Origin of the sequence: Micromonospora rhizosphaerae (assembly GCF_900091465.1) — a bacterium.
In the GTDB taxonomy this organism is placed as follows: Bacteria; Actinomycetota; Actinomycetes; order Mycobacteriales; family Micromonosporaceae; genus Micromonospora; species Micromonospora rhizosphaerae.
The window spans coordinates 1,850,944-1,863,812 of the sequence record NZ_FMHV01000002.1 but is presented as its reverse complement, the minus strand read 5'-3'; the positions used below and the strand labels follow the sequence as shown (position 1 = coordinate 1,863,812).

At 71.5% G+C, this 12,869-nt stretch carries 15 protein-coding genes and 1 pseudogene; 3 read left to right on the top strand and 13 right to left on the bottom strand.

The genetic code is table 11. The features are described from left to right. Positions 1 to 139 precede the first annotated feature (139 nt). The 10 genes and pseudogenes from manA to GA0070624_RS35625 form a co-directional block, all read right to left on the bottom strand. Positions 140 to 1,288, bottom strand: a complete 1,149-nt coding sequence (gene manA / locus GA0070624_RS09070) for a mannose-6-phosphate isomerase, class I (protein WP_091338909.1) — start codon at positions 1,286 to 1,288, stop codon at positions 140 to 142. 2 nt (positions 1,289 to 1,290) lie between these two features. Next, positions 1,291 to 2,298, bottom strand: a complete 1,008-nt coding sequence (locus GA0070624_RS09065) for a cation diffusion facilitator family transporter (RefSeq protein ID WP_091338906.1) — start codon at positions 2,296 to 2,298, stop codon at positions 1,291 to 1,293. Beyond that, positions 2,295 to 3,491 carry an SIS domain-containing protein gene (locus GA0070624_RS09060; RefSeq protein WP_091338903.1) on the bottom strand — a complete coding sequence of 399 codons (1,197 nt, stop codon included), beginning with the start codon at positions 3,489 to 3,491 and terminating at the stop codon, positions 2,295 to 2,297. Before GA0070624_RS09060 ends, GA0070624_RS09065 begins: the two co-directional genes overlap by 4 nt. Next, on the bottom strand, positions 3,488 to 3,700 hold the full coding sequence (locus GA0070624_RS09055) for a Trm112 family protein (RefSeq protein ID WP_091338899.1): 213 nt from the start codon (positions 3,698 to 3,700) through the stop codon (positions 3,488 to 3,490). Before GA0070624_RS09055 ends, GA0070624_RS09060 begins: the two co-directional genes overlap by 4 nt. Positions 3,701 to 3,877: 177 nt before the next feature. Further along, entirely contained in the window at positions 3,878 to 4,870 is a 993-nt protein-coding gene (locus tag GA0070624_RS09050; RefSeq protein ID WP_091338895.1) for a hypothetical protein, read from the bottom strand. A gap of 277 nt (positions 4,871 to 5,147) precedes the next feature. Further along, positions 5,148 to 5,822: a deoxyribonuclease V gene (gene nfi, locus GA0070624_RS09045; RefSeq protein WP_091338891.1), complete on the bottom strand. Its 675-nt coding sequence runs from the start codon at positions 5,820 to 5,822 to the stop codon at positions 5,148 to 5,150. 57 nt (positions 5,823 to 5,879) lie between these two features. After that, complete coding sequence (locus tag GA0070624_RS09040) at positions 5,880 to 6,470, bottom strand: DinB family protein (RefSeq protein WP_218105126.1); 591 nt, start codon at positions 6,468 to 6,470, stop codon at positions 5,880 to 5,882. Between the two features lie 41 nt (positions 6,471 to 6,511). Further along, positions 6,512 to 6,868 carry a hypothetical protein gene (locus tag GA0070624_RS09035; protein ID WP_091338888.1) on the bottom strand — a complete coding sequence of 119 codons (357 nt, stop codon included), beginning with the start codon at positions 6,866 to 6,868 and terminating at the stop codon, positions 6,512 to 6,514. A gap of 229 nt (positions 6,869 to 7,097) precedes the next feature. Continuing rightward, positions 7,098 to 7,391, bottom strand: coding sequence for a hypothetical protein (locus tag GA0070624_RS09030; protein WP_245718712.1), 294 nt, complete (start codon positions 7,389 to 7,391; stop codon positions 7,098 to 7,100). Then, a pseudogene (locus GA0070624_RS35625) lies at positions 7,388 to 7,744 on the bottom strand (hypothetical protein); the annotation flags it as partial. The pseudogene GA0070624_RS35625 and the gene GA0070624_RS09030, both read right to left, overlap by 4 nt. Positions 7,745 to 7,966: 222 nt before the next feature. Here GA0070624_RS35625 and GA0070624_RS09020 point away from each other — a divergent pair. Next, entirely contained in the window at positions 7,967 to 8,194 is a 228-nt protein-coding gene (locus tag GA0070624_RS09020) for a winged helix-turn-helix domain-containing protein (RefSeq protein WP_091338885.1), read from the top strand. Between the two features lie 6 nt (positions 8,195 to 8,200). Further along, positions 8,201 to 8,524: a DUF3105 domain-containing protein gene (locus GA0070624_RS09015; RefSeq protein ID WP_176731632.1), complete on the top strand. Its 324-nt coding sequence runs from the start codon at positions 8,201 to 8,203 to the stop codon at positions 8,522 to 8,524. Between the two features lies 1 nt (position 8,525). Here the strand turns inward: GA0070624_RS09015 and GA0070624_RS09010 are convergent, their stop codons facing one another. Continuing rightward, entirely contained in the window at positions 8,526 to 8,885 is a 360-nt protein-coding gene (locus tag GA0070624_RS09010; protein ID WP_091338878.1) for an ArsR/SmtB family transcription factor, read from the bottom strand. A 68-nt stretch (positions 8,886 to 8,953) separates the two neighbouring features. Here GA0070624_RS09010 and GA0070624_RS09005 point away from each other — a divergent pair, with 68 nt between their 5' ends. Continuing rightward, entirely contained in the window at positions 8,954 to 10,069 is a 1,116-nt protein-coding gene (locus tag GA0070624_RS09005) for a cation diffusion facilitator family transporter (RefSeq protein ID WP_091338876.1), read from the top strand. A gap of 551 nt (positions 10,070 to 10,620) precedes the next feature. On the opposite strand, the gene GA0070624_RS08995 is transcribed toward GA0070624_RS09005, so the two are convergent. Both GA0070624_RS08995 and GA0070624_RS08990 read right to left on the bottom strand, forming a co-directional pair. Further along, positions 10,621 to 11,151 (bottom strand): helix-turn-helix domain-containing protein, encoded by a 531-nt coding sequence (locus GA0070624_RS08995; RefSeq protein WP_091338873.1) that lies wholly within the window; start codon positions 11,149 to 11,151, stop codon positions 10,621 to 10,623. A gap of 208 nt (positions 11,152 to 11,359) precedes the next feature. After that, positions 11,360 to 12,799: an aldehyde dehydrogenase family protein gene (locus GA0070624_RS08990; protein WP_091338870.1), complete on the bottom strand. Its 1,440-nt coding sequence runs from the start codon at positions 12,797 to 12,799 to the stop codon at positions 11,360 to 11,362. Between the last annotated feature and the right edge of the window lie 70 nt (positions 12,800 to 12,869).

Here is a 12,869-nt window from a genome sequence, read left to right as displayed (position 1 = left end):
CATCCCCCCGGTTTGGTTCCCCGCGCGCTCTCGGACCTTCGTCGCGACAACGCTGCGTACCCATAGAGTCACACTGAGCGAGGGTGGCGTCAAGTCATTTCGGGAAAGTCGGACTTGCGCTGCGAACCGGTCCCGCAGCTCAGCGGCCGCAGGTGGCGACGTACGCCTCGCCCTCGCCACCGATCACCAGCGCCCCACCGGAGGCGGTGCCGACGGCCGCCTGTCCCGGCCCGAGGGTGACCGTGCCCACGCCGTCGTCGATGGCGAGCTTGCCGGCGCAACAGAGCACCACCCGGGGACCGGGCAGCGCGAGCCGCACGGCGGCGGTCCCCGCCTCCACCGTCACCTCGTGCAGCGCGAAGTCGTCCACCGGCACCGGCCAGGTCACCACGCCCGGCGCCACCGGGACCGGCGCGACGACCGGCTCGTGGAGCACCTCGAAGCGCAGCACCCGCAGCAGTTCCTCCACGTCGACCCGCTTGGGGGTCAGTCCGCCGCGCAGCACGTTGTCGCTGGCCGCCATGATTTCCACGCCGGTGCCCCGCAGGTAGGCGTGCAGGTTGCCGGCCGGCATCCAGATCGCCTCGCCCCGTTCCAGCTGTACGTGGTTGAGCAGCAGCGCCACCAGCACCCCGGGGTCGGCCGGGTAGTGGACGGCCAGCCCACGGGCCAGCAGGGCGTCCGGGCCGGCGACCTCCGCCGCCAGCATCTCCGCCACCAGCCCGGCGCGCTCCGTCGCGGGCCAGCTCAGCAGCAGGCGTACGGCCTCCCGCAGCCCCGTCGGCCCGGCGCGCAGCGCGGCCACCACCGGTTCCAGGGCGGGTACGCCGAACGCGGCGAGCGCCGCGGCCGACGCCGCCGGGTCGCGGAACCCGCAGAGTGCCTCGAACGGCGAGAGCGCGACCAGCAGTTCCGGCTTGTGGTACGGGTCGACATAGTTGACGCGTTCGGCGTCGGCGGCGTACCCGGCCCGGGCCTGCTCCGGGTCCGGATGGGCCTGCAGGCTCAGCGGGGCGTCGGCGGCGAGCACCTTGAGCAGGAACGGCAGCCGGGTACCGAACCGGCCGACCAGCCGTTCGCCCAGCCAGTGCGCCGGCTCGGCGACCAGCAGGTCGGTCAGGCTGACCGGGGTGCCGTCCCGGTCGACCGTGGCCGGGGCGCCCGGGTGGGCGCCCAGCCACAGCTCCGCCTCCGGCCCGTCGCTCGGCACCGGACGCCCCTGGAGCTCGGCGATCGCCGACCGGGAGCCCCAGGCGTAGTCGCGGATCCGACCCTGCAAGAGCTCCACGGTCAGCTCCCGGGCCGCCCGGCGATCTGGCCCGGCTCGGTCTCCGACTCGGGCACGGCGGTGTGAGCGGCGCTCCCGGTGCCCGCCTGGTCGGCGGCGGCGCTGTAGATGTCCGGCTCCAGGTAGATGACCCGGGCGTGCGGCACGGCGGTGCGGACTCGGGCCTCGACGGCGTTGATTCCCCGGGCCACCTCCTCCGCGTAGTCGCACGGCGGCACCGCGATCTTCGCCGCGACCATCAGCTCGTCCGGCCCCAGGTAGAGCGTCTTCATGTGGATGATCCGCTCGACCTCGGGGCCCTCGGTCATCGCCTTCTCGATCGCCGCGACCTCGTGCGCCTCCGCGCCCTCACCGAGCAGCAGGCTCTTGGTCTCGATGGCGAGGATGATCGCGATGGTGACCAGCAGCACGCCGATCGCCGCGGTGCCGACCGCGTCCCACCTGCCGTCGTGGGTGATCAGCGTCATGCCGACGCCGAAGAGCGCGAAGACCAGACCAACCAGGGCGCCGAGGTCCTCCAGCAGCACCACCGGCAGCTCCGGAGCCTTGGCCCGGCGGACGAAGTGCACCCAGGACTGCTTGCCCCGGGTGTGGTTGGACTCCCTGACGGCGGTCCGGAAGGAGAACGCCTCCATGACGATCGCGATCACCAGCACGGCGACCGGCACCCACTGCCAGTTCTCGATGGGGTGTGGCTCGGCCCACTTGTGGTACGCCTCGTACAGCGCGAAGAGACCACCGACGCTGAACAGCACGATGGAGACGATGAACGCGTAGATGTAGCGCTCGCGGCCGTAGCCGAAGGGGTGCTGCGGGGTGGCCGCCCGCTTGGCCCGCCGGCCACCGAGCAGCAGCAGCCCCTGGTTGCCGGAGTCGGCGACCGAGTGGATCGCCTCCGCCAACATCGACGACGAGTTCGTCAGCGCGAACGCGATGAACTTGGTGACGGCGATGCCGAGGTTCGCCAGCAGGGCGGCGATGACCGCCTTCGTCCCCCCATTAGCGCTCACTGGTTTGCCAGCTCCTTCATTTCCGTGATGGCCGGAACCGCCATGGGGTCCAGTCCGTGCGCGAGTGCGAGGTAGATCGAGGCGAAGTCTGGCACGGCGATCAGCGAGGCGAGCCGTTCCAGCGCAGAACCCCCCTCGGCGGTGACCACGTCGCAGCGCACCCCGCGCCGCTCGGCGAGGGTCTGCACGGCCTCCGCCCGGCGCTCCTCGACCACCAGCGGCTCGTCGGTGTCGTCCTCGGCGTTGAGCCCGCCGTCGCGAAGCAGAACCAGCCGCAGCCGGGTGGCGCCGCCGTCGGTCTCGTCCGGGTCGGCGAAGATGTCCCGCTCCCCCTCGGCCAGCCCGCCGAAGACGCCGTCCAGCAGGCCGACGCGACCCCGGCCGGCCTCGCCGAGCGCCCCGGCGACCACCGGGTAGCGGGCGTTGGCAGACAGGGTGTCACCGAACCGCCGCGCGGCCACGGTGGCGAGCGGGGACGAGCCCCAGACGATCGGGATCGAGCCGGCCAAGCCCAGGGCCAGCGACTTGGCTGGGTTGACGAAGGACTCGGCGGTCGGGCGGCACCGGTCGGCGTCCGCGTCCAGCCGGGCCGCGGTCTCGGCCAGGTCCGCCTCGTTCACCTTCACCAGCCCGAGCGTACGGGCGGCGAGCAGCACGGGCACGGTAAGCGCCCAGAGACTCGCCCGCGCCGGGGCGCGCCGCGGCACCGGGATGAACGGCGCCCGGGCCCGCTCGGCCACCGACTGGAGCTGCGAATCCGGGGCGCCGACGGCGACCAGCCGGGCGCCACGGCGGTGCGCCGCCTCAGCGGCGCCGAGCGCCTCGGGGCTGCGACCGGAGGCGCTCACCGCGATCACCACGTCCGCCGCACCGACCCAGCCGGGTACGCCGGCGCTGCGGTGCGGGATGACCGGCACCGGGCAACGCGGCCCGGCGACGGTGGCGAGGATGTCACCGGTACGCCCCGCGGTGCCGATGCCGGCGATGACGACCGCCCGCGGACGCCCCTCGTCGGCGAGGATGCTCAGGTTGGCCTCGGCCGCCAGGGCCGCCGACTCGCGCACCTGGGCGCCCGCCGATGCGGTGAACCGGAGCATGCCGCCCGGGTCCTGCTCGTTGAGCGCGTCCGGGTTGTCCAGGAACGACTCGTCGGCGTACCGGTGCCCGCTGACCCCGGCCGTACCCTCCATCACCGCTGCGACGCGGAGCCGCCGCGCGGGTTCTCCGCCGCGGGCCCGCCGCGCGCCTCATCCAGCAGGAGCACCGGCACGTCGTCGCGGACCTCGAAGATCCGACCGCACTCGGTGCAGGTCAGCGTCTGCGACTGCGCGTCGTAGTCGAGCGGGGCGTGGTGTGTGTCCGGACAGGCGAGGATCTCGAGCAATTGCGGGTCCAGGGCCACGGCGCGGCTCCTTCCACGTATGCGGTCTCACCGTCGGCGGTGCCGACCGGCGCACGCGATCTTATCGGCGAACCCGGTCGGACACCTTATGACGCATCCCGGCCCGGCGGCCGTCACGTCTCCACCACGGGCCGTCACCGCACCTGAGCCTAACGGAGCGGCTTGCTCCGTCCCGGCTCAGCCGGGCAGGCGGGGCATGACCGTGGTGTCTCCGCCGCCGGCCGGCGCCGGGGGCTCGCCGCCGGCCGGGCCACCGTAGACGTTGCCGGTCGGGCCGGACGTCGGCGTCCCCCCGTAGACGCCGGGGGTGGGCGTACTCCCGTAGACGCCGGGGGTGGGCGGCTGCTGCCCGTACAGGGTCGGCGTGCCGGAGCGGTAGGTGGTGCCGCCGGGATTGCTCGCCAGCGGTACCTCCGGGTAACCGGCGGCGCTGTCGTCGACCTTGTCCGCGCGGTTGTTGCGGACCAGCAGGACGATCAGGGCGATGCCGACCAGCACCAGCGCGATGCCGAAGAACATGATCGGGGAACCTCCAGAGGACTCTTCGGCGGCGCGCTGCCCGGTGGCCGGGAGCGCGGCGCCCACGGCGGATGCGTCGGCGCTCGCCGGCTCGGTCACCACGGCGCTCGGCGTCGGCGATGGCTTCTTCGTCGGCGTCGGCGAGGGCGCCTTCGCCCCGCCGACCACCCGGGACGTGTCGGCGGCCCGGCCGAGCAGCCGGCCGCGAGCGGTGACCGCCTCGCCCACGACCGTCAACCGACCGTCGGGTGCGCCGGCCAGAAAGGCGATTCGGTAACGGACCGTGATGCCCTTGCCCTTGCAGAGGGTGGGGTTGGCCGGCGAGGTGTAAGCGGTACTCACGGTGCCGCTGTCACCGGAGACCCCGACCGGCCACCACCGGCCGCCGGCGTTGACCTGCGCCTGGACCTGGTTGGCCTGGAGGCCGTCGAGCCGCAGGCCCAGCCCGGTCCGCAGCAGCACGCAGCCGTCGGTGCGCTTGCGCACCTCGATCGCCACCGTGCCGGGCGATCCGCCGGCCGTGAAGCTGCTCGCCGCATGCACCTCCACCCGGTCGTCGTCGGCCAGCGCCGGAGACGCTCCGACGGCCACCAGGCCGCCCAGCATCGCGCCGACCATGGCCAGCCGTGCCGCGTGCCGCCGAACCGACATGTCCACCTCACCGTTTCTTCCCCGCCGGGGTCCGCGGGTAGGTTACTACCGGGCCAGGGTGACTCCCGCTCATTGAGCGCTCCCCATGTGTGCAGCGCCACCCGGCGGGTGGGCTCCGCCTGTGCGGCTTGATCCACTCCGTACAGCGTATGTAGGTGTCCCGGCGCCCGGACACCGCCACGTCGCGCACCTGGTGTGGATCAACCGCGCGCCGCGCTCGCTCCCGCGGCCCCCCGCAGCCCGGTGCTGGCTGGCGGCGAGGGCGGTCGGGGGTGTGTCAGCGCGGCCGGGCCGCCAAGGCGGCCCGGCAGAGCCGGTCGGCGGTCCGCGTGGTCTCCGGCAGCCGGTAGCGCGGCGTCAGCGCGAGCACCCGGTCGACGGCGTTGTCCAGGCTCATCCGATGGCCCACGCTGACGAAGACCGGCTTCACCCCGTCCCGGGTACGCAGCACCCGACCGACCACCTCGCCGCCGTCCCGCAACGGCGTCGACGCACCCCGCCGCGGGCCCGGCTCGTCCCACTGGCCGACCAGCGGCGTCTTGCCCACCCCGATCGACGGCAGGCCGGTGACCACGCCAAGGTGACAGGCCAGCCCGAACCGGCGCGGATGGGCCAGCCCGTGCCCGTCGCAGACCAGCAGGTCGGGCCGGACGGTCAGCCGATCCAGGGCGTCCAGCAGCGCGGGCAGCTCGCGGAAGGCGAAGAGCCCGGGCACGTACGCGAAGGCGGGCCGACCGACGCTGACGGCTTCGTCGACCACGGCGAGGGTCGTCGCGTCCAGCACGGTGACGGCCGCCGCCAGCCGGTCACCGCTCTCCGCGTACGCGACATCGAGGCCGGCCGCCGTCGCGGGCGCCGTCGGCCCCGGCCCCACCAGGTCCACCAACGGCCGCAACTCATCCTGTATGCGCAGCGCCTCCGCCACACTCCCCGGGCTCCGCCCGTTGATCATGAAGTTATTGTCGGCTGGTCCGGAGTGTTGCGACAACAATTTCATGGTCATCGACAACTACTGACCTACCCGGCCGTCGATCCGCTCGCGCAGGAGGTCGGCGTGGCCGCAGTGCCGGGCGTACTCCTCGACCATGTGCAGCAGCACCTCGCGCAGCGAGATGGTCCCGCCGTCACGCATACGCCCCCGGACCCCGAGGTCGGGCGATTCGGCCACCAACTGCTCCGCGAACTTCACCTCGGACCGCCAGGTGTGCCACGCCTCGGCGACCACCTCCGGATCGGCCGCCGCACCGTTGAAGTCCCCGTCCGAGTCCTCCTCGGTGGCGTAGATCCTCGGCGCGTCCTGTCCGGCCATCACCCGGCGGAACCAGTTGCGCTCCACCTCGGCCAGGTGGCGTACCAGCCCGAGCAGCGACATGGTCGACGGCGGCACCGAGCGGCGGGCCAGCTCCTCGGGCCCCAGCCCGGAGCACTTCATCTCCAGCGTCAGGCGATAGTCGCGCAGGTAGCCGATCAGCATGCTGCGTTCGTCGTCGTAGCTCTCAGTTGAGCGCGGGTCCTCGTCGGGGTGGACGAACATGTCGGACCAGCCGAACTGGCGGGCGGGCTGGTCGTCGGTGTCTGCGGTCGTACGCGCGTCAGCCATGCCGGGACCCTCGTCCACCCCTCACCCGCCCCGCAACGCAATTACGCCGGGCTCGGTGGCCGGTAGAACGTGCTCTGGCCACCGAGGCGGATGGTCACCAACCCGGCTTTGAGGTCTGCCTCGGAGTACTCCCCACCGTCCTGCTCGGAGACCTGTAGGCGGTAGCGGTCATGCCCGGCCGGTACCTCCCTGACGGCAAACCAGAACCGGCACGTCCCGTCGGTAAGGAACCGTCCGTCGGTCAGCTGACCGACGGCGGAGTCTCGATCATCAACGTAGATGACGACCGGCGCACCGTCGCGGATGTTGGCGTAGTCACCCCCGCCGGCGCAGCCGCCGCGCCCGTCGCGGCTGAACGACTCGCCACTGGTGTCGGCGATCACCACGGCTCCGGACACGACAAACCTCGGGCCAGCGAGCGGGCCCGGACCTGTGCCGGTCGCAGCTTGTCCGCCACTGATGAGGACGGCGCTGATCGCGCCGGGCGTGAGTGCCAGAGCCGCTGCGACGGCCCAGTGCCATAGCCGGCGTCGTGCCGGGACGCGGTCGGCCTCCTCGATCATGACGGGAGTCTCGCACAGGTCCCGAGAACCCGGCTGCCACTGCCCCGCCGGCTAATCTGCCTGCTCAGATCCGCCGCCGCCGGAACCGTGGCCGCTCGCCGGCCAGGTGGCGCTCCGTGTGCTGGTGGACCTGCTCGTCGCCCCGCACCCACCCGACGAAGCGCTGATGCAACTGCCCGGCCGGCACGCCGACCAGGTCCTCGGCGGCCCGCACAAAGTGGGAACTCATGTAGAGGGCCAGCGAGACGGGCGCATCCTCGAACTCAGCCCGCAGCTCGCGCCGCCGCGTCGGGCAGGGCCATCCGACGCCGCAGCCGGCGCAGTTCCACAGCGGCGGCACCGGCGCATGGGCGGTCACCGGAGGCCGCCGAGAAACCGCGCGGTGATCGCTCGCGCCTGCCGGCTGGTCGCCCAAAGGACCTGCCAGCAGGGGTACGGCGACAGCCGCGACCACCACAGCCTGCACCCGACGCACGTGCCGTCGATGGCCCGAACGTGGGCCGCGAGGATCGCCCGCACCGACTCGTCGTTCACTGCTCCTCCCCCGACCAATGGCCACGATTGATCGGGACCGAATGCCGCGCTCGGCAGGGCAGTTCCTCGCCGCAGCGGCAGACGCGCCGCCACCGCCGCCAGCACCAGACCGGCCGATGTCGCCGCGCCAGGGTCAGCGCGACCGCGAGCAGGTACTCCTCGTACGAGACGCGCCGCATGCCACCTCCCGCCGAGTCGGGACGGTGCCGCGGGTGCCCGCCCGGGACGGGGGTTTCCAGGTCAGACACCCACGGCGGGGCGTCTGGCCGCCAAGCTCAGGAGCCCCACGAGCAACATAGTGCACATAGTGCGCCGCATCAACATTAAGTACATTGCGTTGTAGGTGAGCCGCCTCGTGTGGTCTCCTTGGTCCCAGCCGCCAAGCTGGGAGCACCACCTGTGTCCGAACCTGCGTACCTTCAGGTCGCCCGAGACATCCGCGAGCAGATCAGCTCCGGGAAGTTGAAGCCGGGCGACAAGTTGCCGTCTTTCAGCGCCCTGTGCGAGCACTACGGCGCCAGCAGCACCGTCATCAGGTCAGCCATGCTCGTGCTGAAGGCTGAGCAGTTGATCGACGGTCGCCAGGGCAAGGGCGTCTACGTCGCGGACCCACTGCCCAAGCACTAGCTGCTCGTGGGGTCGAGGATCTCGGCCAAGGACTTCTTCGAGCCGGGCGAGGCGGTGCCCGCGACCTCGTTCGGGCACGTCATCGGTGACGGGTACGTCATCGTCAACTACCGGCCGGACCTGACCGCCGAGCAGGTTGCCCAGGTGCGCGCCTTCGTCACCGACTACGTCTCGGGCCGGGTCGTCGGCGGCCCCGCTCCCGGTCAGAGCGAGGCGGTCAAGGCCGTGCACGCCTACCGGACGGTCGCCTGCGACACCGTCGACATCGACGCGGTCCGCCAGTTCACCCGGGACTGGTTCGCCGACCCGCGCTCCAAGCCCATCGAGTAGCTCAGTCGTGCTCCGGCCTGCCGGTCACCCGGTGCGACGCCGCGTGCATCACCTCGGTCACCAGCCGGCGCACATGCCCGCCCTTGGCGCGATAGAGGGCGCGGCGGCCCTCACGTCGTACGCTCACCAGCCCGGCCAGCCGGAGCTTGCCAAGGTGCTGAGACACCGCCGGCCGGGCCATGCCCACCGCCGCCACCAGCGCGGTCACGTCGTGCTCGCCTTCGCTGAGTAGATACATCAGCCGCAGCCGCGTCCCGTCGGCCAACATCCGCAGCATCTCCGTCGCCGCCTCCACCTCCGGCCCGCCAGGAAGGCGTTGTTGCAGGTCACTGGCATCTGCAACGTTGTCGCGTGCGTACATGAGCACATATTATCGCCGGTAGCCGGGGTAAACGGACCGTCCGTGCGGCCGGGAAGGCTGGGGGAGCGGTGAAGAGCCACGATCACGAGCACGGTCACAGCCATGACCACGGCCAGGACCACTCGCACGATCACCACGAACACGAACACGACCACCACCACCGCGGCTGGCTGGCGAGCTTGTGGCACCGGCTGAGTCACGCTGTCGTCCCACACTCGCACGACTCCCAGACCAAGATCGACCCCGCGCTGGAGACCTCCCGCGAAGGGCTACGCGCCCTGTGGATCTCGCTGGTCGGCCTCGGGATCACCGCCCTCGCCCAAGCGATCATCGTCGTGCTCTCCGGCTCGGTCGCCCTGCTCGGCGACACTCTGCACAACGTCGCCGACGCCCTGACCGCCGTACCGCTCGGGATCGCGTTCCTCCTCGGCCGGCGGGCCGCCACCCGCGCCTACACCTACGGCTACGGCCGCGCCGAAGACCTCGCCGGCATCATCATCGTCGTCGTCATCGCCGCGTCCGCCGTCGCCGCCGCCTGGACCGCCATCACTCGGCTGCTGCATCCCGCAGAGGTGACCCACGTGCCGTGGGTGGCAGCCGCCGGCCTGGTCGGATTCCTCGGCAACGAGCTCGTCGCCCAGTACCGCATCCGCGTCGGCCGACGCATCGGCTCCGCGGCACTGATCGCCGACGGCCTGCACGCCCGCACCGACGGTTACACCTCCCTCGCCGTCCTCGCCGCCGCCGGCGGCGCAGCCCTCGGCTGGCGGTGGGCCGACCCGGTCATCGGCCTGGTCATCGCCGCCGCCATTACCTTCGTCCTCAAAGACGCCGCCCGCGAGGTCTACCGACGCCTCATGGACGCCGTCGACCCCGCCATCGTCGACCAGGCCGAAACCGCCCTACGTGCCGTCGAAGGCGTCCAAGACGTGGCATCGGTCCGGCTCCGCTGGATCGGCCACCGACTGCACGCCGAAGCCGAACTCGTCGTGGACGCCAACCTCACCGTCATCGCCGCACACGAGATCGCGGCCGACGCCGAGCATCAACTCACCCACGCCGTGCCCCGGCTGACCAGCGCTACCGTTCACACCGACCCTGACAGCCATCCCGGCCGGCATCACCACACCGACCTGTCCCACCGGCGCCGCCAGCCCTCCCGTCGATCGAAGCGGGTGGCTTGATCGCTTCGATCGAACGCGGGCACGGCGCATCAGCTGCTGTGATCCATCGTCATAGTGCCCGGCTTACCGTGGCCGCTCAGGGTGCCGGCACCGGGCGATGGGCTTTGATCAGGAGACCCGCGGTAGGCCGCTTCACTCGTGATGCGTCGCTGGCGCCTGGCCCATCGCCTCGGCTACGGAGGTCATCCCGTAGCGGTGAGCGAGAGTTTTCAGGACTTCCCCTTCGGTCCGGACGGGACCTGTCCTGCCGGATCGCGCCCTGAGAGCGGCGACCGCAGCCGTACGTGCCTTCCAGCCCTTCCCAGCCCTTGATCTCCGCGTCGTCGAAGCTGCGCCGCATCTGCTCAATGAGGTGCGAGGCTCGCCGGACCGCCTCGACCTCGTCCACGCCCCGCCTGATCCACTTCGCCCTTTCCTCGTACTCCAGCTCATCGAGGACGACCGAACTCCACACAGGTCGGTACATGCCTTCGACCGCAAGCGAGAGAAGGAAATCACGCTGAAGACTGGGCCACAGGACACATGTGTCGAGGAGGGCTGTGAACACCGCGTCATTCTGTCAGGCCCCTGCGACGGCGCCCGATCGCTCGACGCGCGTCGCGGAGCTGTTGCAGCATCGCATCGAGGTCCTCTTCGTCGTCGACGCTGACGGATGTCGCCTCAAGCGCGGCGTACTGGTCGGCGCGGCGCTGTTCCCGGTACGCAAGCAGGTCCGGTAGCAGTACCCGGCGGTGAGTCCCCACGCGTTCGAATGGGATCTTGCCTTCGTCGAGGAGCTTGACCACGGTCGGCCGACTGACCCCGAGCAGATCGGCGGCCTGTTGGGTCGTGAGCGTCAGGGTACGGGGTGCCACAGTCACCGCAAGGCCTCGTTGCAGCGCTTCGACCACCTGTCGAAGCGCCGCGTACAGCTCAGCCGGAAGCTCAACTTGGTCTCCTGGCTCGGCTCCGGACAGGAAATAACGTGGCTTCAACGGTCCGAGTCCGGCCTCCTCGTGAGCTCTCACGAAGTCGTACACCCGGGCGAGCTGCTCCCGACCATCCGGCAGGTAGGTCTCTTCCCTCAGCACAGCCGCGGCCATTGCCTCTCCTTGCGGAACGTTTGGAGCCGGTAGTCTGAACGAAGGTATCGTAACTCCCTTCGTTTCTTGCGTCTATCGGGACGTTGAGGTGAGAGGAAGATTTTGCGCCGCTAGGGGGAGCCGAGCTGTCGTGCCGCGTCCTGGTAGAACGACACCAGCTCGGCCAGCGGGACAGCCTTCCGGGACACCAAGCGTGCCAGGGGAGGGCTTAGAGCGTCACCCCGGTCAGCACCAACACCCGCGGTTCGGTGTAGTCCTCCATCGCGCTGCGCAGCCCTTCCCGCCCGACGCCACTCCCCTTCACCCCGCCGTACGGCATCTGGTCGGCGCGGTACGACGGCACGTCCCCGACGATGATCCCGCCGACCTCAAGGGTCCGCGCCGCCGAGAAGGCCGTCTGCAGGCTGTGCGTGAACACCCCAGCCTGCAACCCGTACGCCGAATCGTTGACCTCGGCGAACGCGGCGTCGTCGCTCTCCACCGGGCCGACCACCAGCACCGGCCCGAAGACCTCCTCGGTGCAGACCTTGGCGTCCTTCGGCACGCCGCTCAGGACGGTCGGCGGGTAGGTGGCACCCTCGCGCCGGCCGCCGACGTGCAGGTTGGCCCCGGCGGTCACCGCCTCGTCCACCCACTCCTCCACCCGGAGCGCCGCCTCCTCCGACACCAGCGGCCCGACATCCACATGCGAGTCGAAGGGGTCACCCGTCCTGAGCGCCTCGACCGACGCGATCAGGCGGGGCAGGAAGCCGTCATACACCCACTCGTGCACGTACACCCGCTGCACCGCGATGCAGGACTGCCCGGCCTGGTAGTTGGCGAAGGTCGCGATCCGGTGTGCGGCGAAGGTCAGGTCCTCGTCGGAGATCCAGTCCTCGCAGATCACCGCCGCCGCATTGCCGCCCAGCTCCAGCGTCACGTGCTTTTCCGGCACGGACCGGCGGATGGCCGCGCCGACCGGCCCGGAGCCGGTGAACGACACCACCGGCAGCCGCGGGTCGGCGACCAGTTCGGCGGCGCGCTCGTTGGGCAGCGGCAGCACCGAGAACATCCCCTCCGGCAGCTCGGTCTCGGCCAGGATCTCGCCGAGCAGCAGCGCGGACAGCGGGGTGGCCGGGGCCGGCTTCACGACGATCGGCGCGCCGACCGCGATGGCCGGGGCCACCTTGTGGGCGACCAGGTTGAGCGGGAAGTTGAACGGCGCGATGCCCAGCACCGGCCCCCTCGGCACCCGCCGGACCAGCGCGATCCGCCCGGTCGCGGCCGGGTCGGTGTCGAGGCGCTGCAGCTCGCCGGAAAACCGTCGCGCCTCCTCGGCCGCCCACCGGAACGTGGACACCGCCCGACCCACCTCGGCCCGCGCCCACTTGATCGGCTTGCCGTTCTCGGCCGTGATGAGCTGGGCGACCTCCTCGGCCCGCTCGCCGAGCCGCCGGGAGACGTGGTCCAGGGCCGCCGCCCGGACGTGCGCGGGCAGGGCCGCGGCCTCCGCGGCCACCCCGGCCGCTGCCGCGACGGCGGCCTCGACCTGGTCGGCCGTGGCAAAGGTGGTACGCCCCACCGTCCGGCCGTCGTACGGGTGGGTGACGGTCAGCTCGCCCTCGCCGTGTGCGGGGCGGCCGGCGACGAAGAATTCGGTCGGCTCCACACCTCGGCAGCGTAGACGACGTCCGCCCGCGCGGAAACAGTTGCTCAAGGCCTTGTCTGCCGCGAATTCA

Bases quoted from the DNA above. Each gene is read 5' to 3' on its own strand.
- nfi (WP_091338891.1), bottom strand. From the start codon at position 5,822: ATGATCAACGGGCGGAGCCCGGGGAGTGTGGCGGAGGCGCTGCGCATA.
- GA0070624_RS08995 (WP_091338873.1), bottom strand. From the start codon at position 11,151: ATGGCCGCGGCTGTGCTGAGGGAAGAGACCTACCTGCCGGATGGTCGG.
- GA0070624_RS09010 (WP_091338878.1), bottom strand. From the start codon at position 8,885: ATGTACGCACGCGACAACGTTGCAGATGCCAGTGACCTGCAACAACGC.
- GA0070624_RS09040 (WP_218105126.1), bottom strand. From the start codon at position 6,470: ATGGCTGACGCGCGTACGACCGCAGACACCGACGACCAGCCCGCCCGC.
- GA0070624_RS09050 (WP_091338895.1), bottom strand. From the start codon at position 4,870: ATGTCGGTTCGGCGGCACGCGGCACGGCTGGCCATGGTCGGCGCGATG.